Origin of the sequence: Micromonospora haikouensis, from assembly GCF_000876225.1 — a bacterium.
GTDB classification, from domain to species: domain Bacteria; phylum Actinomycetota; class Actinomycetes; order Mycobacteriales; family Micromonosporaceae; genus Micromonospora; species Micromonospora haikouensis.
In genome coordinates this window covers 2,669,996-2,692,285 of record NZ_JXSX01000001.1, presented here as the reverse complement: position 1 = coordinate 2,692,285, position 22,290 = coordinate 2,669,996, and the positions used below count along the sequence as shown (strand labels likewise).

The window sequence follows — 22,290 nt, the reverse complement described above, 5'->3', positions numbered from 1 at the left end:
GGATCAGACGTCCGGGACATCCGGGTCAGGCCGTTCCGAGCTCGTCGTCGAGCAGGTGGAAGATCTCCTCGGCGGTGGCGGAGGCGAGCCCGCCGTCGCCGGTGCCGTCGTCGTCGGCGTCGGCCTCGGTGTGCGTCCACGCCGACAGCAGTTCCCGCAGGCGGTCGGCGACGGCGGCGCGGTCGGTGTCGTCGGCGGCGACGGCCCGCATGACGGTCTCCAGCTTGCTCAGCTCGCCGAGCACCGACAGCGCGGACGTGCTGCGCTCGGCGAGCAGCGCGCCCCGCAGGTAGCCGACGAGGGCGGTGGTGGTGGGCCGGTCGTAGACGAGGGTCGACGGCAGCCGCAGCCCGGTGGCGGCGGTGAGCCGGTTGCGGAACTCCACCGCCGTCAGCGAGTCGAAGCCCAGCTCCACGAAGCCCTTGTCGGCGTCGATGTCGCGCAGCGACGCGTACCCGAGGACCGCCGCCGCGTGGGTGCGGACCAGGTCGGACAGCACCCGGTCGCGCTCGGCCTCTGCGGTGGCGGCGAGGGTGTCGCGCAGCGCCGCCGCCGCGTCGGCGGCCGGGGCCGCCGCCGGTGCCGCCGCGCCGGCCGGGCGGACCAGGCCGTGCAGCAGCCGGGGCAGCGCCGGCCCGAGCCGGCCGAGCACCCCGAGATCCAGGGCGACGGGTACGACCACCGGGCCGGCGTGGCGCAGCCCCTCGGTGAACAGCTCCATGCCCTCGTCGGCGTCGAGGGGGCGGAAGCCGCCCCGGCTCATCCGCCGCTCGTCGACGTGACCGGGCCGCCCGCCGGGCAGGTCCGGGTTGGCCCACGGCCCCCACGCCATCGACGTGACGGTGAGCCCGCGCGAGCGCCGATGCTGGGCGAGCGCGTCGAGGAAGGCGTTCGCGGCGGCGTGGTTGGCCTGCCCGGGGCCGCCGAACAGCCCGGACGCCGACGAGAACAGCACGAACGCGGCCAGGTCCAGCTTCTCGGTCAGCTCGTGCAGGTGCCAGGCGGCGTCGACCTTCGGCCCGAGGACGGCGTCGAAGCGGGCCGGGGTGAGCGCCGGCAGCACCCCGTCGTCGAGGACCCCGGCGGCGTGCACGACGCCGACGAGGGGCCGGTCGGCGGGGACCTCGTCGAGCAGCACGGCGAGCGCGTCGCGGTCGGTGACGTCGGCGGCGACGATCTGCGCAACGACGCCGAGGCCGGCCAGCTCGGCGACGAGGTCGGCCGCGCCGGGGGCGTCGGGGCCGCTGCGGCTGACCAGCAGGAGCCGGCGTACCCCGTGCCGGGTGGCCAGGTGCCGGGCGACGAGCCGGCCGAGCGCGCCGGTCGCGCCGGTGACCAGGACGGTGCCGGCGGACAGGTCGGGGGCCGCCGCCTCGGCCGGCGGCGGGCCGAGCCGGGCCAGCCGGGGCGCGCGGAGCTGCCCGGCGCGCACGGCGAGCTGCGGCTCCCCGGTGGCCAGGGCCGCCGGCAGCGCCGCCGCCGACCGGGGATCGTCGTCCAGGTCGAGCAGGACGATCCGGCCCGGGTGCTCCGACTGGGCGGAGCGCACCAGGCCCCACACGGTGGCGGCGGGCAGGTCGGTGAGTCGGTCGTCGGCGACGACGGCGACCGCGCCCCGGGTGACCACGACCAGCCGGGCCGCCTCCAGCTCCGGCCGGGCCAGCCAGTCCTGCGCCAGGGCGAGGGCCTCGTGGGCGGCCAGGTGCGCGGCCCGCGCCGGGCCCGGCTCGTCGGCGCGCTGCCCGGTCACGGCGGCGAGCACCGCGTCGGGCCGGGCCGCACCGCCGGCCACGGCCGCCACCAGGTCGTCCAGGCTCGGGTACGCGTCGACGCCCGGCCACCCGTCGCCTCCTCCGAAGGCTTCGGCGGCGGCCGGACCGAGCGCGGCGAGGGCTACGGGCCGGCCAGCGGCCGGTTCCGGGGTGACCCAGTCGAGGCGGTGCAGGGACCGGCTGGCGGTGCGGCGGGCGGCGCTGAGCTGGTCGGCGGTGATCGGCCGCAGCACTAGGGCGTCGAGGGAGGCGACGGGCACGCCGCCGGTGTCGGTGACGGTGGCCGCCACCGACCCGCCGGCGGCGGTGAGCCGCACGCGCAGTTCGCGGGCCCGGGTGGGCGCGATCGCCACCCCGGTCCAGGAGAACGGCAGCCCCGGCTGCGCGCCACGGCTCCCGACGTCGCTGCCGGCGTTTCTCTCGGTGCTGTCGGCGTCGGTGCCGGCGGCGGTCTCGCCGTCGGTGCCGGCGCGGCCGAGGGCGCTCGCGCCGATGGCGTGCAGGGCGGCGTCGAGCAGGGCCGGGTGCACGGTGAACGGGGCCGCGTCGCCCGGCGCGTCGGCGTCGAGGGAGACCTCGGCGAGGAGGTCGTCGCCGTGCCGCCAGGCGGCGCGCAGCGCCCGGAACACCGGACCGTAGTGGTAGCCCTGCTCGGCGAGGTGCGGATACAGGGCGTCGAGGTCGATCGGTTCCGCCCCGGGCGGGGGCCACGCGGCGGCCGGGGCGACGGCCACCGGCCGGGTGGGGGCGAGCAGGCCGTGGGCGTGCCGCTGCCACTGCCGGACGGCCGCCCCGGGCTGGTCGCCGCCGTCGCCCATGGACGGGTGGGCCTCGCCGACGGACGAGTGGACGGAGACGGGCCGCAGGCCGTCCTCGCCGGCCGCGCCGACGCGGACCCGCAGGTCGACGTTCCCCTCCTCCGGCACGGCGAGCGGTGCCTCCAGGACCAGCTCGGTGACGTGGGCGGCGTCGAGGTGCCGGCCGCTGAAGGAGGCCAGCTCGACCAGCGCGGTGCCGGGCAGCAGGACGGTGCCGAGCACGGCGTGGTCGGCGAGCCACGGGTGGGTGGCCAGGGAGATCCGGCCGGTGAGTAGCAGGCCCTCGTCGCCCGGCAGGTCGGCCACGGCGCTGAGCAGCGGGTGGTCGGCGGCGTCGAGGCCGACCGACGGCAGCCCGGCCCGGCTCGCGCCGCTGCCCTGCAGCCAGTAGCGGTCCCGCGCGAACGGGTAGGTGGGCAGGTCGACGATTCCGGCCTCGGCGAGGACCTTGGTCAGGTCGACGGGCAGGCCGATGGCGTGCGCGGTGGCGAGGTTGGTCAGCAGTCGGGTCGGGTCGTCGTCACCCCTGCGCAGGCTGCCCAGGGTGTGGCCGGTGACCCCGGCGTCGTCGAGGATCGCCGTCACCGGCATCGTGAGCACGGGGTGCGGGCTGATCTCCACGAACGTGGAGTGCCCGGCCGCGACAGCGACCCGCACGGCCGCGTCGAACTGGACGGTCTGCCGCAGATTGTCGTACCAGTAGTCCGCCGTCATGCTCTCCGGCTCAACCCAGCCGCCGGTCAGAGTCGACACGAGCCGGACCCGGCCCGGCTGGGGGGCGACGTCGGCCAGATCGGCGCGGAGGCGTTCCGCCACGTCCTGCACCGACGGGGAATGCGACGCGTAGTCCACCGGGATCAGCCGCGCCCGGATCCCGTCGGCCTGACACGCCTCCACCAGATCCGCGACAGGCTGCGGCGGACCCGACACGACCACCGTCGACGGGCCGTTCACGGCGGCCACACCCACACCCGGGAACGCGTGGAGGCGTTCGGTGACCGCGTCGGCGGACAGGTCCACCGAGGCCATCGCACCGGTCCCCCGCAGCACCGCCAGGGCCCGCGACCGCAGCGCCACCGTCTTCGCCGCATCCTCCAGGGACAGGATCCCGGCGACACACGCCGCGCCGATCTCACCCTGCGAGTGACCCACCACCGCCTGCGGGGACACGCCCGCGTGCTCCCACACCGCAGCCAGAGCGATACCCACCGCCCACAGGACCGGCTGCACGACCTCGACCCGCTCCAACCACGACTCGTCATCGCCGGTCAACACCGACACCAGGTCGACATCCAGGAACGGGGCGAGGGCCCGCTGACACTCGGCCAGGCGCGCGTCGAACACCGGCGCACGACCGACCAGGCCGGCCGCCATCCGCGCCGACTGCGCACCCTGACCGGGGAACACGAACACCGGCCCGGAACCGTGACCCGACGCCACACCACTGACCACATTGCCCGCCGGTAGACCACTCGCCAGGGCGTCCAGACCGGCGAGCAGCTCTTCCACGCCCGACCCGACCACCGACGCGCGATGGTCGAACGTGGCGCGGGTGGTGGCGAGGGACCAGGCCAGCGCGGCAGGGTCGAGGGCGTCGCGGTCGCGTACGTGGTTGGCCAGGCGGGCGGCCTGGTCGCGGAGCGCCGCCGCCGACCGGGCCGACACCGGCCAGACGAGGACGTCCGCGTCGACCAGTCCCGGCGCGGGGTCCTCGGCCGGGGCGTCGGCGGGCTCCTCCGGTTGCTCGACGATGACGTGGGCGTTGGTGCCGGACATGCCGAACGACGACACCGCCGCCCGACGCGGCCGGTCCACCGCCGGCCACGGCCGCGCCTCGGTGACCAGGTCCACCGCGCCCGCAGACCAGTCGATGTGCGGCGACGGCTCGTCCACATGCAGCGACGCCGGGACGAGGCCGTGCCGCATCGCCTGCACCACCTTGATCACACCCGCCACACCCGCCGCCGCCTGCGCATGACCGATGTTCGACTTGATCGACCCGAGCAGCAGCGGCCGGTCGCCGGGGCGATCCTGCCCATAGGTGGCCAGCAACGCCTGCGCCTCGATCGGGTCACCCAGGGTCGTGCCCGTGCCGTGCGCCTCCACCACGTCCACATCCGACGTGGACAACCGCGCATTCGCCAGGGCCTGCCGGATCACCCGCTGCTGCGACGGACCATTCGGCGCGGTCAACCCGTTCGACGCCCCGTCCTGGTTCACGGCGCTGCCCCGCACCACGGCGAGGACCCGGTGCCCGTTGCGGCGGGCGTCGGAGAGTCGTTCGACGAGGAGCATGCCGACGCCCTCGGACCAGCCCGTCCCGTCGGCCGACGCCGCGAACGACTTGCACCGCCCGTCGGCGGCGAGGCCCTGCTGGCGGGAGAACTCGGCGAACGTGCCGGGGGTGGCCATCACGGTGACGCCGCCGGCCAGGGCCAGGTCGCACTCGCCCCGGCGCAGCGCCTCACCGGCGAGGTGCAGCGCGACGAGGGACGACGAGCAGGCCGTGTCGACGGTGACGGCCGGCCCTTCGAGGCCGAGCGTGTATGCGACCCGGCCGGAGATGATGCTGTGTGCGGCGCCGGTCATCAGGTAGCCCTCGGTGCCCTCGGGCACCTCGGTGAGCCCCGTCCCGTAGCCGGAGGTGGACGCGCCGACGAAGACGCCCGTACGGCTGCCCTTGAGGCTGCCGGGGTCGAGGCCGGCGCGTTCCAGGACCTCCCAGGAGGCCTCCAGGGTGAGCCGCTGCTGCGGGTCCATCGCGAGGGCCTCGCGCGGCGAGATGCCGAAGAACGCGGGGTCGAAGGCCGGGACGTCGTAGAGGAAGCCGCCGGCCGGGGCGTAGCCGCTGTCCGGGGTGGGGGTGTCCCAGCCCCGGTCGGTGGGGAAGTCGCCGATGGCGTCGACGCCGTCGGTGACGAGCCGCCACAGTTCCTCGGGGCTGCGGGCGTCGCCGGGGTAGCGGCAGGCCATGCCGACGATGGCGACGGGCTCGTCGGTGCTCGCGGCGACGCGGGCCTCGGCGGGCGCGGCGGCGGTCGCGCCGAACGCGGTCTCGCGCAGGTGCCGGGCCAGGTCGGCGGGGGTCGGGTGGTCGAAGACGAGGGTGGACGGCAGGCGCAGCCCGGTGACCTCGTTGAGCCGGGTACGCAGGTCCACGGCGGTGAGCGAGTCGAAGCCGAGGTCGGCGAACGGCCGGCCGCGCAGGTCGTCGGCGGTGGCGTGGCCGAGGACGCGGGCGGTCTGCGCGTTGACGATGGCGAGCAGTTCGCGTTCCTGCTCGGCCTCGGGCAGGTCGGCGAGGTGGCGCAGGGCGTCGGCGACGCCGGCCGGCGCGGCGGCGGCCTCGGCGTCGGCTTCGGCGAGGGCCCGCACCTGGGGCAGCTCGGACAGCAGCGGGCTGGGCCGGGTGAGGGTGAACGCCGGGTGGAAGCGTCCCCAGTCGACGTCGGCGACGGTGACGCAGGGGGTGGGGCGGCGCACCGCCCGGTCGAGGGCGACGAGGGCGTGCTGCGGGTCGATGGTGGGCAGGCCCATCCGGTGCAGCGCCTCGGTGGCGGTGTTCTTGGCGGCCATGCCGTCGGCCCCGCCCCACGCGGTCCAGGACACGGCGGTGGCGGCGAGGCCCCGGTCGCGGCGGTGCACGGCGAGCGCGTCGAGCAACGAGTTGCCGGCCCCGTACGCGCACTGTCCGGCGCTGCCCCACACGCCGGAGATGGACGAGAACAGCAGGAACGCGGTGAGCGGCCGGTCGGCGAGGCAGTCGTGCAGGTGCAGCGCGCCGAGCACCTTGCCGGCGACGACGTGGGAGAACTCGTCGAGGGTGGTGCCGGTGAGCGGGGTGAGCTGGTCGGTGCCGGCGGCGTGCACGACGGCGGTCAGGTCGGGCAGCGTGTCCAGCAGTGCGGCGACGGCGTCCCGGTCGGTGACGTCGCACGCGGCGGCGGTGACCCGCCCGTCGTCGGCGTACCCGTCGAGGAGGCCGGGGGTGGCGGCGCCGCGCCGGCCGACGAGGACGACCCGGCGGGCACCCTTGTCGAGCAGCCAGCGGGTGACGTGGCCGCCGAGCGCGCCGGTGCCGCCGGTGACCAGGACGGTGCCGTCGGCCCACCAGTCGGCGGCGGGCCGGTCGGGGGCGGCGGCCGGGGCGAGCCGGCGGCCCCAGACCCCGCCGGGGCGGACGGCGACCTGGTCCTCGCCGCTGCCGCCGGCCAGGACGGCGGCGAGCCGGCGCAGCACGCTCTCGTCGGGGTGGGCCGGCACGTCGACGAGGCCGCCCCAGCGGTGCGGCTGCTCGACGGCGGCGGCCCGGCCGAGGCCCCACACCAGGGTCTGGAGGGGATGGTCGACCCGGTCGGCGGGGCCGGCCTTGACGGCCCCACTGGTGACGCACCAGACGGGCGCGGCGACGTCGAGGTCGGTGAGGGCCTGGAGCAGCACGAGGGTGGTGGCGGCGGCGACGCTCGTGCCGGGGTGGGCGGGCAGCAGCGCGTCCTGGCCGGCGACGAGGTGCAGCACCCCGGCGACGGGCGCGTCGCCGATAGCGGCGCGCAGCCGGTCGGCGAGCGCGGCCCGGTCGAGGTCGTCGGCCCCGACGCGCAGGGTCGCCGGTTCGTCGCCGCCGGCCCGCAGCAGGCCGGCGAGGCCGTCGGCCCAGGCGGGCGCGGCGTCGGCGGGCAGCACGAGCAGCCAGCGGCCCGCCGGCCGGTCACCCTCGGCGACCGGCACGGGCTTCCACACCACCTGGTACGACCAGCCGTCCGCCACGCCCGAGTCGTGCCGGTCGCGTCGCCAGGCGGCGAGGACGGGCAGCGCGGGCAGCAGGGTGTCCACGGGGTCGGCGTCGCCGGCCGGGGCGGTGCCGAGCTGGTCGCGCAGCGCGTCGACGTCGGCCCGTTCGACGGCCGCCCAGAACGCGGCGTCGGCGGTGGACTCCGTGCCGGCGGGGGCGGGCGGGGCCGTCAGGTCGGGCCAGTACCGCTGGCGGTGGAACGCGTACCCGGGCAGCCGGACCCGGCGGGGGTCGGCACCGGCGAACAGTTCCCGCCAGCCGACGGGCACTCCGGCGACGTGCAGCTCGGCGAGCGCGGTGAGCAGGGACGCCGGCTCGGGGCGGTCGCGGCGCAGCAGCGCCACGGCGGCGGTGGGGTCGGCGTCGGGCCCGAGGATCTCCCGGGTCAGGGCGGTGAGCACCCCGCTGGGGCCGACCTCGAGGTACGTGCCGACGCCGTGGGCGCGCAGCCGCTCGACGCCGTCGGCGAAGCGGACCGCCTCGCGGACGTGCCGCACCCAGTAGTCGGTGCTGCGCAGCGCCTCCGGGTCGGCGAGGTCGCCGGTCAGGTTGGACACGATCGGCAGGGCCGGCGCGCGCAGGTCGAGCCCGGCGACGACGGCGGCGAACCCGGCCAGCATCGGCTCCATCAACGGGCTGTGGAACGCGTGGCTGACTTTCAGCCGGCTGGTCTGCACCCCGCGCGCGGTCCACAGGTCGGCGAGTTCGTCGATGGCCGCCTCGGCACCGGAGACGACCACGGCGGCGGGACCGTTCACGGCGGCGATCCCGACCGTGCCGGTCAACCCGTCCAACGACTCGGCTACGGATGCCTCGTCAGCGGCGACGGCGAGCATCGCCCCGCCGGCCGGCAGCGCCTGCATCAGCCGACCCCGCGCCGCGACCAGCGCCGCCGCGTCGGCGAGGGTGAACACCCCGGCGACGTGCGCGGCGGTGACCTCGCCGATGGAGTGGCCGATCAGCACGTCGGGGGTGACGCCCCAGGACTCCAGCAGCCGGTGCAGCGCCACCTCGACCGCGAACAGCCCGGCCTGGGTGAACACGGTCTGGTCCAGCAGCGCGGCCTCGGGCGTGCCGGCCTCGGCGAACAGGACGGTCTTCAGCGGCTTCGGCAGCCGGGGGTCGAGGTGCGCGCAGACCTCGTCGAGGGCGGCGGCGAACACCGGGAACGCGGCGGCCAGCTCCCGGCCCATGCCGGCGCGCTGGGCACCCTGCCCGGAGAACAGGAACGCCACCTGCCCGCCGCGCGGGGAGCCGGTGACGAGGCCGGGGGCGGTGTCGCCGGCGGCGAGCGTACGCAGGTCGCGCAGCAGGTCGGCGCGGTCGGCGGCGAGGACGACGGCCCGGTGTTCCAGCGCGCCCCGGGTGGTGACCGACGACCAGCCGAGGTCGACCAGCGGAGCCCCGGCGTCGGTCCCGGTGCCGGCGGCTCCGGCGCTGGCGGCGGGGTCGGCGGCTTCGGTGCCGGGGTCCGCCGCTTCGGCGTCGGCGTGGGCGTCGGCGTCGAGCCAGTCGGCCCAGCGGGCGGCCTGGGCGGTCAGCGCGGCGGCGTCCCGGGCGGACAGCAGCACCGGGACCAGGCCGGCGGTCGCCACCGGGGCGGGGCCGGCCGGTCGGGTCGCCGGGGCGGCCTCGGCGGGCGGGGTCCCGGGGGCCGCCGGGGCGGCGTCCGGCGTCTCCGCCGGGGCCTCCTCGATGATCACGTGGGCGTTGGTGCCGCTCATCCCGAACGAGGAGACGCCCGCGCGGCGGGGCCGCTCCCCCGCCGGCCAGGGCTGCGCCTCGGTGAGCAGGGACACCGCGCCGGCCGTCCAGTCGACGTGCGGGGTGGGCTCGTCGACGTGCAGGGTGGCGGGAAGCTGACCGTGGCGCAGGGCCAGCACCATCTTGATGACCCCGGCGACGCCGGCGGCGGCCTGCGTGTGGCCGATGTTCGACTTGACCGAGCCGAGCCGCAGCGGCCGGTCCGCCGGGCGGCCCTGCCCGTACGTGGCGAGCAGGGCGGTGGCCTCGATCGGGTCGCCGAGGCTGGTGCCGGTGCCGTGGGCCTCGACGGCGTCCACGTCGGCGGGGGTGAGCCGCGCGCCGGCCAGCGCCTGGAGCACCACCCGCTGCTGGGCGGGCCCGTTGGGGGCGGTCAGCCCGTTGGACGCGCCGTCCTGGTTGACGGCGGAGCCCCGCACGACGGCGAGGACGGGGTGGCCGTTGCGGCGGGCGTCGGACAGCCGCTCGACGAGCAGCACGCCGACGCCCTCGCCCCAGGCGGTGCCGTCGGCGGCCCCCGCGAACGCCTTGACCCGGCCGTCGAAGGCGAGGCCGCGCTGCCGGGAGAAGCCGATGAACGCGGCCGGGGTGGACATCACGGTCGCGCCGCCGGCCAGCGCGAGGGTGCACTCCCCCTGCCGCAGGGCGTGGCAGGCCAGGTGCAGCGCCACCAGCGACGACGAGCAGGCGGTGTCGACGGAGACGGCGGGCCCCTCCACGCCGAGCACGTACGAGATGCGGCCGGAGACGACGCTGGCGGCGGTGCCGGTGAGGACGTACCCCTCGACGCCGGGCGGGGGCGACTGGAGCAGCGCCGCGTAGTCCTGGCCGGTGGTGCTGGCGAAGACGCCGACCTGGTGGCCGCGCAGCGTCGCCGGGTCGATGCCGGCGTGCTCGAACGCCTCCCAGGACGTCTCCAGCAGCAGCCGCTGCTGCGGGTCCATGCCCAGCGCCTCGCGCGGGGAGATGCCGAAGAAGCCGGCGTCGAATTCGGTGGCCGAGTCGAGGAAGCCGCCCTGCCCCACGTACGAGGTGCCGGGGTGGTCGGGGTCGGGGTGGACGAGCCGGTCGACGTCCCAGCCCCGGTCGGCGGGGAAGTCGGAGATGGCGTCGCGGCCCTCGGCGACGAGCCGCCACAGGTCCTCGGGGGACCGCACGCCGCCGGGGAACCGGCAGCCGATGCCGACGATGGCGATAGGCTCCCGGTGGGCCGCCTCCAGCTCCCCGAGTTTCCTCTTCGTCTGGTGGAGATCCGCGGTAACCCATTTCAGGTATTCCCGGAGAGTGTCCTCAGTCGCCATTGCCGCCACCTCTTCGGGCCGGAAAACCAGGCGGCCCAATACCGTCGACAGACGCCTCAAGCCGCAAAAACCAGAGCCCACGAACCGACCAGAAATTGCCAGACAAACACCACTGCAACACAGACCAGGTCCTACGTACCGGAGGAAGGTATTTGGCCCCGGACGGCGCTGCCAACCCCTAGCGGGCCCCTACCACGGCCCCTGGGCCGGGCCTCGCTGTCCGGCCGTCACCCGAGCCCGAGGGCCGCGGCGAGCCGGGCCACGTCCGCCGGGACCGGTCCGCGGCGCGTCAGGTCGGTGAGCAGCGTACGGGCCACCGGCCGTAACCGGACCTCGGCCGGCGCGGTCCGGTCCGCATCGACCAGGGCGCGCCCGGCGGCGAGCGGGTCGCCGGCCCGGAGGTGCCCGCAGCTGGCGTCGAGCAGGTACGCCGCCCGGTGCTCGGCGGGCAACCGTCGCCAGTGGTCCGCGCCGACGACCCGCTCGTGCAGGAACACCGCCTCGCCGCCGTTGCCCAGCTCGACGGCGGCGGCGACCCGGGCCATCCGCACCGCCGTGGGGCCGAACCCGGTCCAGTGCCGGTCGTGATCCTCGCCGGTCTCACCTGTCTTGTCGGCGATCCGGGCCGCCTGGTCGACCAGTTCCGCTGCGCCGCGTTCGTCGCCGGCTCCGGCGGCGGCCAGGGCGGCCTGGACCAGCAGCGTTCCGTGCAGCGGCAGGTCCGGGAACGGGCCGGCGCGCCGCGCCTCGGGGGCGATGCGGTGCGCGGCGGCGATCGTCACGGCCAGGGCCGGCCGGGGGCGGTGCAGGGCGCGCAGCGCCTGCCCCAGCGGCACGGCGGCCGCCGCGACCAGCAGCGGGTTGCCGGCGGCCACGGACATGGCCCGGTCGGCGGCCAGCCAGCCGAGGTCGCCCACGCCGAGCTTCACCAACACCGACGACGTGATCCGGTACGCCTGCACCAGCAGCTCCGCAGCGCCGTCCCCGTGGGTGGAGTGGGCGTGTTGGGTGTCGCCGAGCAGCTCCGGCAGCACCCGCAGCAGTTGGGGATAGTCGGCGTGCTGGTAGGTCAGCCAGGCGTGCCGTACCCGCTGGTCCAGCTCGCCGACCGGCGGCGCCGCCTGCCGCGCCTGCGGCCCGGTCAGGGCGGTGTCGTAGCGGTCAAGGGCCGCGCGCAGCCCGTCGACGCCCTGCGCGGCGGCGCGGGCGGCCTGCGACGGCAGCGCATCGCGGCCGAGCAGCGCCACCGGGTCGACGCGCAGCACGGCGGCGAGGTCCTGGATGACGGTGTACCGGTCGAGGGCGCGGACCCCCCGCTCGACCTTGTCGACCCAGCTCTTCGACTTGCCGAGCCGGTCGGCGAGCATCTGCTGCGTCATCCGCCGCCGGACCCGCAGCCGGGCGACCCGGCGTCCGATCGGCGGCTCACGGCTGGTCACGACGCCACCGCCCCTCGGGTACGGCCCCGGTGCTCCCCTCGACGGCCCACATCTCCAGCGGCCGGGCGCACCAGCCGACGATCCGGTCGGTTATCTCGGCGCTGCTCATGCCGGTGATCTCCGCGTGGGCGTCCGGCAGGTACGAGGTCAGGTAGCGGACGAGGGTCCTGACGTTGCACCGGCACAGTTCCTTGAGCTGCCGCTTACGGGCCAGGCACGGCCACGGGTCGCCGCAGACCAGGCAGTTCCAGTCCGGCCGCGACGGGCCGTGCAGCGCCGGGTAGTCAGTCATCGCCCGGCCCCTCTCCCGGCCGGCGGTGGCAGCCCTGCCGGCGGGGCGAGTAGGGCGGCCACAGGGGCGGGCGTCGGTACTCGTTGCGGGGCCGCCGCGCCGAGGGGTCGGGCCGCCAGCGCTCGGCGCGGAGTTCCGCTGCGGCCTCCCGGTGGCGGCGGGCCTCGTCCTGGGCGGCGACGAGCTGCCGGTAGAGGGCGTCGAGGTCGGCCTCCAACCGGCGCAGGAACCTGCGGACCGCCTCCGGGTCGAAGCCGCGCCGACCGAACCGGGTCAGCGGGAACTCCTGCCACCGGACGTCGGCGGGGGTCAGCAGACCCCGGCGGGACTGGTAGACCGCACCGCCCTCGATAGCAGGATCTTCCCCAACCGGCCCGGCTGGTTCATCTTCTTTGGGCTCCATGTGCCTCCGGCCTTCGCTGTCGAGAACGCTTCGCGGCCCGGCCACCCTGTCCTCACACTTTCCGACCAGCGGGGGCCACTTACCCGACACGTTGCCGACAGCGACGGGATCAGTACACGACGTTGCCATATGCTCAGGATTGTTCGGGACGTCCATGTTGGAGGCAGGATGAACCTGGCACTTCAAGCGGCCATGGCCGAGGCCGGCGAGACGGCAGAGAGTCTTGCAGCTCAGACAGGGGTAGATCCGAAGACCGCAGCGCGGTGGATCTCCCCGGGACGCGTGCCGCAACCTCGTCGACGTGTGACGGTGGCCGCCATCCTGGGCCGGGACATAAATGACCTATGGCCCGATGTCCTGAAGCGGCGCGAGCCGCAGTGGCTGAGAAAGTGGGTCGACTGGGAGCGCGAAGCAGTCGCGCTACGGTGGTTCGAGCACGCCTGGGTGCCCGGCTTACTCCAGACCGAGGCGTACGCGCGAGCAACACTGGCTCACAACCTCCTGGCCCCGAACGAGATCGAAGAGCGCGTCGCGTCAAGGCTCGAACGAAGCGCCATCCTCTACAGCAACAAGCCCGTGCAGCTCGTCGCCGTCATCGACGTCATGGTCCTGCGGCGTCCCTTGAAGAGTCACCCCGCCGCGATGAAGGCGCAGCTCGCCCACCTGGCTGAGATGGCAGAGCTGCCACACGTACAGATTCACGTGGTTGGTGAAGACGCGGGGCTCTACCCTGGCCTACAGGGTGGATTTATCCTGGGCACACTGGGCGACGGCTCGGTGGTCGCGCACCTCGATCACCAGGTGCGAGCACAGGTGGTGGACCAAGCGGAAGACCTGGTTGCCCTCCAGCAAACGTGGGAGGCGGTCAGGGGCGAAGCGTTCTCCCGTAAGCAGTCACTCAGCCTGATCAAGGAAGCAGCGCAGACATGGACATGACCGACGCCAAGTGGCGCAAGAGCAGCCGCAGCGGCTCCAACGGCGGTTCGTGCGTCGAGGTCGCCGACAACCTGCCGGGCATCGTCCTGGTTCGGGACACGAAGGACCGTGAAGGCGGCACCCTAGACTTCACGCCGGGCAACTGGCAGTCGTTCGTCAACCTGGCCAAGCAGATCGGGCCGGTCGGCTGATCAGCACGACGAGAAGCCCCAGACCACCCGGCAAAGGGCGGCCTGGGGTTTCTCTTGTAGCCCCCATAAAGCTCCGATCGCCTGCTGCCCGCGGAAGCTCCTCGACCACTTGATCGACATACACCGAGTGTGAGGGAGGCGAAAGTGAGCGTTCTGGACATGGGTGCCGCGACGTGGCGGACGAGCACTCGCAGCGGCGCAAATGGCAACTGCGTAGAAGTCGCCCGGCTCGCCAGCGCTGTTGCACTGCGTGACAGCAAGGACCCATCGGGGCCAGCGTTGGTGTTCATGCCCCAGGAGTGGGCGGCTTTCATCGAAGGCGCCAAGGATGGGGAATTCGATCGAGGCTGACCAACTTACCGAATGACACCCAATCTTTAGATCGTGACACGTTCCGCCTCGATCACCAGGTGCGAGCGCAGGCGGTGGACGAAGCAGAGGACTTCGTTCCCCTCCAGCGGGCCGCAGCGGCTCCAACGGCGGTTCGCGCGTCGCGGCTGCTGTTGCCGTTGACGAATGCTGGACTTCTGTCTCGTCGGCGCGCAAGCCTCGCCGCGCCCCCGCCGAGCGCAAGTATCACCGCTTGCCAACGCAAGTTTTCAAACTGGCCGGCCGGTTCGTGCTCCTGTTCAGCGCATCGAGATTAGCGCCTGCTCGATGTGCTCGAAGATGTCCGAATCCGTCTCCTGCTGCCACTCTGGCATCTCCGACCAGTCGGCCACGTAGGAGGGCTTCGGGTTTGGAAAGTGCCTGAATATCTGCGCAGTGCAGCACAGGGCGACGAAGCGACCCTTCTGTTCACGGGTCAACTTTGCGGTTGCACCCTCGGCCACCTCGATGAACTGACGAACCTGCTCGTACACTGTGGCGGCGCTTACCCGTTCCCATTCGGGCGTGGCTTCCCAGGGCGCGACGTAGCCCGGCTTCGGTTCACCGGGATAGCGCTTACGGACTCCGGCGATCCATGCCTCGCGGAACGCACGCCCCGGTTCTTCGACCTGCACGCTGACCCTCCTGTGGTACGTCAATCCCTTGCCCTCACCAGGGCATTGATCTGGCTGTTGAGATGCATGTGAGTGTCGGCAAGGAACGGCTGCTGATGCTGTGTCGATCTGGTTCTCGTGCCGTAGGTCGCCCGCAGGTAGGCGTTGACCACCTCGGCGACCTCCTGCCGGGACATCCGTCGGCCTGAACCACTCGGGGACAGAAGTCGGCGACGGGCGTCACTGAGCAGAGTGTTGGGGCCATCCGACCGACCGAGCTTCGGAGCCATCCCATCGCCACCCTTCAAAACGATCTGGCAGTCCCTTCGGGCAGCCCACAGAGGTCTCCGCCACCCCTTACCCGGCCTGCTGGGACTCGACTGCGTCTCGCTGGACGGGTCCACCACCGGAGCGCCACGCCAGGATGCCAGCGTAGGCGAGCGATCACAAGCGGTAGCCGACATGGCGGACGCTGTCCGCCATGTCGTTGTCGCTGCAGACCCCGCGTGGTCCTCTCCCGAGGCTGCCCCGCTCACGCGCCCGCTCCCTGGTCGGTCGCCGCCTCGTAGAGGGCGTCGGCGAGCGCCATGATGACAGCGTTCATGCCAGGGCCGTCGCTGAAAATGTAGTCGGCCATGGTGTTGTGGCCTCCTGGTTGTTGACGGCTGCCTCAGCTGAGTAGCCACAACGGCGGCCGGACGGGCCACGACTCGAATGAAGCGCCGCCCTCTTCAGGACAGTTCGTCGCCGTCATCGCCATATGGGTGCTGCACCGGCCCATAAAGAGTCACCCCGCCCCGACAACCTTGGACACTTATCGTCCCATGTAGACAGGAGGTGTCCAAGATCCCCCAAGAGCAGTTCACCCGCCAGGTCGAGCAGATCGGGTCAGTACGATGAGAGAAGATCATGGATGGCTGGTCGAATAGGTCCGTGCATGGTCGGAACGTCGGCGCTTGTCAGCTCGCATCGGCCCTGGTTCGGTCACGCCCAAACGCGGATCACCCCCGCGTGCGCGGGGAACAGCGCACCAACCGGGCGCAGACCGCGCTGGAGGTGGGATCACCCCCGCGTGCGCGGGGAACAGAGGTGGTGACGAACGGGGGCATGGCGTACCTCCGGATCACCCCCGCGTGCGCGGGGAACAGGCGATCGCCGAGGCCGAGGAGTGGGCGACCCACGGATCACCCCCGCGTGCGCGGGGAACAGAAGCGGGTCCGGTCGACCACGCCCCACATCTGCGGATCACCCCCGCGTGCGCGGGGAACAGGAGGGGTTGCCGGAATTCGGGGACATGGGGACGGGATCACCCCCGCGTGCGCGGAGAACAGCAAGACGACCTCGACGTGACCGTGATCGACGAGGGATCACCCCCGGCGTGCGCGGGGAACAGTCGACGCCAGCCGACCACGCGCGCTGGACGCCGGGATCACCCCCGCGTGCGCGGGGAACAGGAGTGGCACCTGGCCGTCCTCGGCCCGGGCGGGGGATCACCCCCGCATGCGCGGGGAACAGGCGCAGTCCCTCGCCGCCGGCGAGACTGGAGCGGGATCACCCCCGCGTGCGCGGGGAACAGGTCGCATCCTGGGGCTGTAGCAGGCCCAAGGGTTGGGATCACCCCCGCGTGCGTGGGGAACAGTCTGCGACCGCGCGCAGGTACTCGCCGCGCCACGGATCACCCCCGCGTGCGCGGGGAACAGCCCGGACACGCAGAAGCGGCCCCCGCCGCCTCCGGATCACCCCCGCGTGCGCGGGGAACAGTGCTCTCGGTTGACCTCGTCGATCTCCGCGTAGGGATCACCCCCGCGTGCGCGGGGAACAGGCTTCCTGACCTGCACCGCTAAAGATCAACAACGCCGATTTCATTCACTTGCCCGCCCAAGATCCCTCCACCCGTCCGCCGGTTGCTGGTGACAAGGTACCGCTGACTTGCCGCGCTTGGCGCGCACTCGCCCCCGCTCCTACCATCCCCACCACCCACGACTGCCACCGTTCGGCAACTCCATCCTGGAGTCGTTGGCCCCCGCCGGAGGCAGCCCTAACCCAGGCCACCCGGCAAGGGGCGGCCTGGCTTCTATCTGTCGTTCTCCACAACGACCGCCAACGGAAGCCTCACCAGGCGGTCGAATCGGTCAGAAGCCTCCACCCAGGTTGCCGTCGGGGCCGCCCAGCTCCCGGTGGATGAAGTCGAACAGCTCGGCATCGCTGGCCGCGTCGAGCGTCGGTGCCACCGGCGCGTCGACCGGCGCGGGCCGGTCGTCGCCCCAGCGGGCCAGGAACGCCTGCATCTGCACCAGCAGCTTCTGCCGGGTGAGCTGGTCGGGGGCGCTGGCGGCGAACAGCCCGTCCAGCTTCTCCAGCTCGGACAGCAGCCCCTCGGTGGCCGTCGCCCCGTCGGCCACGACGAGCGTACGCAGGTGGCGGGCCAGAGCCAGCGGCGTCGGGTAGTCGAAGACCACGCTGGCCGGCAGGGTCGCCCCGGTGGCCGACCGGAGCCGGTTGCGCAGCTCCACGGCGGTCATCGAGTCGAAGCCGACCTCCCGGAACGCCCGCCCCGGGCCGAGGTCACCGGCGTCGGGCAGGCCGAGCACCGCCGCCGCCTGGGCGGCCACGAGGTCGACGAGCACGGCGTCGCGTTCGGCGTCGGTGAGCGGGCGCAGCCGGTCCCGCAGCGCGTCGGCGGCCCCGTCGTCGGCCGGTTCGGTGCTGTGCAGGCCGCGCAGCGCCTCCCGGGCCTCGGGGACCTCCCCGAACAGCGGCCGGGCCCGCACGGCGGCGATGGCCGGCACGAACCGGTCCCACCGTACGTCGGCCACCACGACCTGCGCGCCGTCGGCGACGGCCTGCCGCAGCGCGGCGGTGGCCAGGTCCGGGGCCATGCCGGGCAGGCCGCGGCGGCTGAGCTGGTCGAGGTCGGCGTCGGCGAGCCCGTCGGCCCAGGGGCCGAACGCCACCGACGCCACCGGCAGCCCGGCCCGCCGCCGGTTCTCGGCCAAGACCTGGAGCAGGGCGTCACCGGCCGCCTGACCGGACCGCCCGCCGGAGCCCCACACCCCGGAGGTGGACGAGCAGAGCACCAGCGCACCGAGGGCCGCGCCCTCCAGCTCGTCGGCGTAGCGGGGGATGTCGCCGACGGTGGCGACGAGGTCGGCGGCGAGGCCGGCGAGGGTCAGCTCCGCCAGCGGCACGGTGCCGGTGTCGGCGGGCACGTGCAGCAGCGCCGTCACCGGCCGCCCGTCGGCGGCGAGCTGCTCCATCCGGTCGGTGAGTTTCCCGCCGGCCGGCTGGTCCAGCGGCACCACGGCCGCGCCCTGCCGGCCCAGCCAGGCCGTGGCGTGGCCGGCGACGGTGCCCGCCCCGCCGGTGACGAGGACGGTGCCGTGCGGCGTCCAGCCGCCGCCCGTACCGTCGGCCGGGTCGGTGGCCCGGACCAACCGCCGCGCGTACGCGCCCGAGGCGCGGACGGCGAGCTGGTCCTCCCCCTCGGCGTTGGTGAGGGCGGCGACCAGCGCGGCGGCGAGGTCGGCGGTGACCGTGCCGGGCAGGTCGACGAGGCCGCCGACGTGCCGGGGGTGTTCCAGGGCGGCGGCCAGGCCGAGGCCCCAGGTGGTGGCCTGCCACGGCCGGACGGCCGGCGCGTCGTCGGTGGCGACGGCCCCGGCGGTGGCCAGCCACAGCGGCAGCGGCACCTCGGCCGGAAGGCCGGTGTGCGCCTGCAGGAGCAGCAGGTTCGCCGCGAGGCCGGCGGGCAGGGCGTCCTGACCGGGGTGCGGGGCCTCGTCGAGGGCGAGCAGGGACAGCAGCCCGGTCGGCTGGTGCGTCGCGCAGGCCAGGGCCAGGTCGGCGGCGAGGCCGTCCCGGTCGACGGTGGCCGGGTCCACGGTGAGCAGGTGCACGGCCGCCCCACCCGCGCGCAGCGCGTCGGCGACCGCGTCGGCGGCCTCCCGGGGCGGCGCGACGACCAGCCAGGTGCCAGGGTCCCCGGGGGTGAGCCGCTGGGGCCGCCAGGTGACCCGGTATCGCCAGCCCGCGATCGTGTCGTCCTCGTGCTGGCGGCGTCGCCACGACTCCAGCTCCGGCAGGAGGTCCCGCAGGGGCTGGCTGGTGTCGATGCCGAGCCGGTCCAGGTCGCCGTCGGTGACCGCCCGCCAGAACGCGGCGTCGGCCCGGTCCGCCCCGCCGGTCGGCGACGCGGTGAGGGTGGGCCAGTAGCGCTGCGGCTGGAACGCGTACGTGGGCAGCTCCGGCAGGTCGCGCGGGGCCGGTCGGGGGCCGGCGAGCGGGGCGAGCAGCGCCGCCCAGTCGAGGTCCCGGCCGGTCGCGTAGCGGGTGGCGAGGGCGGCGAGCAGCGCCGCCGGCTCCGGCACGCCGGCCCGCAGGGCGGCCACGGCGGTGGCGTCGTCGGGCAGCAGCTCCGCGTTCATCGCGGTGAGCACGGCGGCGGGGCCGATTTCGAGGTACGTGTCGACGCCCGCCCCGCGCAGCGCGGCGATCCCGTCGGCGTAGCGGACGGCCTCCCGCACGTGCCGCACCCAGTAGTCGGCGGTGCGCAGGTCGTCGCCGTCGGCGAGCGCCCCGGTCAGGTTCGACACGACCGGCACCAGCGGCGCGGCGAACGTCAGCGTCTCCAGCACCGCCCGGAACTCGGCCAGCATCGGCTCCATCAGCGGGCTATGGAACGCATGGCTGACCGTGAGCCGGCGCGTCCGCACGCCCCGGTCCCGCCAGGCCCGCTCGATCTCGTCGAGGGCCCCGACGGCACCGGAGACGACCACCGACGTGGGCCCGTTGACAGCGGCGATCCCGACGTCGGCGCGACCGGCGATCGAGGCGAACACGTCGGCCTCGGCCGCGTTGACCGCGAGCATCCCGCCGCCGGCCGGCAACGCCTGCATCAACCGACCCCGCGCCGCCACCAGGGCACACGCGTCGGCCAGAGACAACACCCCCGCCACGTGCGCGGCGGTGATCTCACCGACCGAGTGGCCGCCGACGAAGTCCGGCACCACCCCGAACGACTCCACCAGGCGGAACAGCGCCACCTCGACGGCGAACAGGCCCGCCTGCGTGAAGACGGTCTGGTCCAGCAGGTCGGCCTCGGTGGAACCCGCGTCCGCGAACAACACCGGCCGCAGCGGCTGCGGCAGCAGCGGATCCAGGTGGGCGCACACCTCGTCCAGCGCGGCGGCGAACACCGGGAACGCCGCGTACAACTCCCGGCCCATGCCGGCGCGCTGCGCGCCCTGGCCGGAGAACAGGACGGCGGTGCCGCCCGTCGCCGTCGGGGCGGGCCCGACGAGGGCGGGGTGGGTGCCGCCGGCGGCGAGGGCCCGCAGCGCCGCGACCCGGGTCTCCGGGTCGGCGGCGACGATCGTCGCCCGGTGGGTCAGGTGCGCCCGGCCCTCGGCCAGCGCCCAGGCCACCGTCCCGGCGTCGGCCGCATCGACATCCGCCGTACCGCCGCCCGCAACCACCGGGTCGGAGCCGGCCGGGGTCGTCGGGCCGGCGAGCCGGCGGGCCAGCCGGTCGGCCTGGTCGCGCAGCCCGGCGGCCGTGGCGGCGGAGACCGGCCAGGGCAGCGCCGCGCCGCCCGCCGCCGACCGCTCGGCGAGGCCGGCGGACCCGGACCCGGCGAGGCCGAGGGGCTCGATGGGCTCGACCAGATCTTCCGCCGGTGCCTGTTCGAGGATCACGTGCGCGTTGGTGCCGGAGATGCCGAACGACGACACCCCGGCCCGGCGGGGGCGGCCGTCGGCGTCCCACGGGCGGGCCTCGGTGAGCAGCGCCAGCGGGGACGCCGCCCAGTCCACGTGCGGGGACGGCTCGTCGGCGTGCAGGGTCGCCGGCAGGGTGCCGTGCCGCAGGGCGAGCACCATCTTGATCAGGCTGGCCGCGCCGGCCGCCGCCTGGGTGTGCCCGATGTTCGACTTCACCGAGCCCAGCCACAGGGGACGGTCGGCGGGCCGGTCCGGCCCGTACGCGGCCGTCAGCGCCTGCGCCTCGATCGGGTCGCCGAGGGTGGTGCCGGTGCCGTGCGCCTCGATGGCGTCGACGTCGGCCGGGGTGAGCCCGGCGTTGGCGAGGGCCTGCCGAATGACCCGCTGCTGGGCGGGTCCGTTCGGGGCGGTGAGCCCGTTGGACGCGCCGTCCTGGTTGACGGCGCTGCCGGCCACCACGGCCAGGATGCGCCGGCCGTCGCGGCGGGCGTCGGAGAGCCGTTGCAGGAGCAGGACGCCGACGCCCTCGCCCCAGCCGGTGCCGTCCGCGTCCGCGCCGAACGCCTTGACCCGCCCGTCGGCGGCGAGGCCGCGCTGCCGGGAGAACTCCAGGAACGCCCCCGGCGTCGACATGACGGTCACGCCGCCCGCGAGGGCCAGGTCGCACTCGCCGGACCGCAGCGCCTGCGCGGCCAGGTGCAGCGCGACCAGCGACGACGAGCACGCCGTGTCGACGGTGACCGCCGGCCCGTGCAGCCCGAACGAGTACGCCAGCCGGCCGGACACCACGGACGCGCCGTTGCCGGTGGCCTGGTAGCCCTCCACCTCGGAGCGGGCGCCCAGCAGCAGGGTCGCGTAGTCCTGCCCGTTGGTGCCCATGAAGACGCCGGTGGCGGAGCCGCGTACCCGGTGCGGGTCGATGCCGGCCCGCTCGAACGTCTCCCAGGTGGTGTGCAGCAGCAGCCGCTGCTGCGGGTCCATGGCCAGGGCCTCGCGGGGGTTGATGCCGAAGAACGCGGCGTCGAAGTCGGCCACGCCGTCGAGGAACCCGCCGCTGCGGGCGTAGCTGGTGCCCACCCGGTCCGGGTCGGAGTCGAACAGGGCCGCGAGGTCCCAGCCCCGGTCGGTGGGCATCGGCCCGATCGCGTCGCCGCCATCGAGCAGCAGCTCCCACAGCTCCTGCGGCGACGACACCCCGCCGGGGAAGCGGCAGGCCATCGAGACGATGGCGATGGGCTCGTCGGCCGCCGGCCGGGCCGCGACCACCCCGACCGCCGGGTCGGCGTCGGCCGCGCCGGCCACCAGTTCGGTACGCAGGAACCGCGCCAGCTCCGCCGCCGACGGATGGTCGAAGACGACGGTCGACGGCAGGGTCAGCCCGGTGGCCCGGCCCAGCCGGTCCCGCAGTTGCACGGCGGCGAGGCTGTCGAAGCCGAGTTCCCGGAACGCCCGGCCGGCCGGCACCTGGTCGGTGGAGTCGTGCCCGAGCACCGCCGCCGCCTCGGCGCGTACCAGGTCGACCAGCAGGTTCTCCTGGCCGGTGGCCGGCAGCGCGGCGAGCCGCGCCCGCAGGCCGCTGGTGGCGGCGTCGGCCTCCGGCCGCTGCGCCTCGGGGACGGGAGCCGGGGCGACCCGGTCGAACAGGCGGCTCGGCCGGGCCGCGGTGAACGCGGCGACGAACCGGGACCAGTCCACCTCGGCGACGACCGGCGCGGGCTCGGGGGCGTTGACCCAGCGGCCCAGCGCCGCGACGGCGGCCTCGGGCGCGAGCGGGGTGAAGCCGCGGCGGCGCAGGCCCTCGGCGGTCTCCCCGGCGGCCATGCCGTCGGCCGCCCACGGCCCGTAGGCGAGGGCGGTGGCGGGCAGTCCCTCGGCCCGGCGG

General features: G+C 74.9%; 9 protein-coding genes and 2 CRISPR repeat arrays (1 of these 11 running past the window's edge). Of the genes, 3 read left to right on the top strand and 6 right to left on the bottom strand.

Annotated elements, in window-relative coordinates; genetic code table 11:
- Positions 1–25 precede the first annotated feature (25 nt).
- The 4 genes from TK50_RS11410 to TK50_RS32130 all read right to left on the bottom strand — a co-directional run bounded on the left by TK50_RS11410 (position 26) and on the right by TK50_RS32130 (position 12,581).
- Positions 26–10,447 carry a type I polyketide synthase gene (locus TK50_RS11410; protein ID WP_043962716.1) on the bottom strand — a complete coding sequence of 3,474 codons (10,422 nt, stop codon included), beginning with the start codon at positions 10,445–10,447 and terminating at the stop codon, positions 26–28.
- Positions 10,448–10,674: 227 nt separating this feature from the next.
- Positions 10,675–11,886 (bottom strand): helix-turn-helix domain-containing protein, encoded by a 1,212-nt coding sequence (locus TK50_RS11405; RefSeq protein ID WP_052503694.1) that lies wholly within the window; start codon positions 11,884–11,886, stop codon positions 10,675–10,677.
- A complete protein-coding gene (locus TK50_RS32135; protein ID WP_052503693.1) occupies positions 11,873–12,178 on the bottom strand; it encodes a hypothetical protein in 306 nt (101 codons plus the stop codon). The genes TK50_RS11405 and TK50_RS32135 overlap by 14 nt, the downstream gene beginning before the upstream one ends.
- Entirely contained in the window at positions 12,171–12,581 is a 411-nt protein-coding gene (locus tag TK50_RS32130) for a DivIVA domain-containing protein (RefSeq protein WP_158499164.1), read from the bottom strand. The genes TK50_RS32135 and TK50_RS32130 overlap by 8 nt, the downstream gene beginning before the upstream one ends.
- Positions 12,582–12,749: 168 nt before the next feature.
- Between TK50_RS32130 and TK50_RS11390 the strand changes: the two genes are divergently transcribed.
- The 3 genes from TK50_RS11390 to TK50_RS32890 all read left to right on the top strand — a co-directional run bounded on the left by TK50_RS11390 (position 12,750) and on the right by TK50_RS32890 (position 14,059).
- On the top strand, positions 12,750–13,517 hold the full coding sequence (locus tag TK50_RS11390) for a DUF5753 domain-containing protein (protein ID WP_043964298.1): 768 nt from the start codon (positions 12,750–12,752) through the stop codon (positions 13,515–13,517).
- A complete protein-coding gene (locus TK50_RS11385) occupies positions 13,514–13,708 on the top strand; it encodes a DUF397 domain-containing protein (protein WP_043964297.1) in 195 nt (64 codons plus the stop codon). Before TK50_RS11390 ends, TK50_RS11385 begins: the two co-directional genes overlap by 4 nt.
- A gap of 159 nt (positions 13,709–13,867) precedes the next feature.
- Positions 13,868–14,059 carry a DUF397 domain-containing protein gene (locus TK50_RS32890; protein WP_082106401.1) on the top strand — a complete coding sequence of 64 codons (192 nt, stop codon included), beginning with the start codon at positions 13,868–13,870 and terminating at the stop codon, positions 14,057–14,059.
- A gap of 278 nt (positions 14,060–14,337) precedes the next feature.
- Here the strand turns inward: TK50_RS32890 and TK50_RS11380 are convergent, their stop codons facing one another.
- The gene (locus TK50_RS11380) at positions 14,338–14,712 is read right to left on the bottom strand and encodes a hypothetical protein (RefSeq protein ID WP_199486001.1); all 375 of its coding nucleotides are present in this window, start codon (positions 14,710–14,712) and stop codon (positions 14,338–14,340) included.
- A gap of 977 nt (positions 14,713–15,689) precedes the next feature.
- Positions 15,690–16,022: a CRISPR direct-repeat array (repeat unit 28 nt; unit sequence GGATCACCCCCGCGTGCGCGGGGAACAG).
- Between the two features lie 94 nt (positions 16,023–16,116).
- Positions 16,117–16,513: a CRISPR direct-repeat array (repeat unit 28 nt; unit sequence GGATCACCCCCGCGTGCGCGGGGAACAG).
- Between the two features lie 310 nt (positions 16,514–16,823).
- A protein-coding gene (locus tag TK50_RS11375; RefSeq protein ID WP_043962714.1) for a type I polyketide synthase crosses the window boundary here: on the bottom strand, positions 16,824–22,290 show its end. Its footprint extends 24,554 nt past the window's final position; only the last 5,467 of its 30,021 coding nucleotides appear in the window; its start codon lies beyond the right edge, outside the window; its stop codon occupies positions 16,824–16,826.

Excerpts from the sequence above, each read along its gene's own strand:
- TK50_RS11410 (WP_043962716.1), bottom strand. The coding sequence starts at position 10,447 with ATGGCGACTGAGGACACTCTCCGGGAATACCTGAAATGGGTTACCGCG.
- TK50_RS32135 (WP_052503693.1), bottom strand. The coding sequence starts at position 12,178 with ATGACTGACTACCCGGCGCTGCACGGCCCGTCGCGGCCGGACTGGAAC.
- TK50_RS32130 (WP_158499164.1), bottom strand. The coding sequence starts at position 12,581 with ATGGAGCCCAAAGAAGATGAACCAGCCGGGCCGGTTGGGGAAGATCCT.
- TK50_RS11390 (WP_043964298.1), top strand. The coding sequence starts at position 12,750 with ATGAACCTGGCACTTCAAGCGGCCATGGCCGAGGCCGGCGAGACGGCA.
- TK50_RS11385 (WP_043964297.1), top strand. The coding sequence starts at position 13,514 with ATGACCGACGCCAAGTGGCGCAAGAGCAGCCGCAGCGGCTCCAACGGC.
- TK50_RS32890 (WP_082106401.1), top strand. The coding sequence starts at position 13,868 with ATGGGTGCCGCGACGTGGCGGACGAGCACTCGCAGCGGCGCAAATGGC.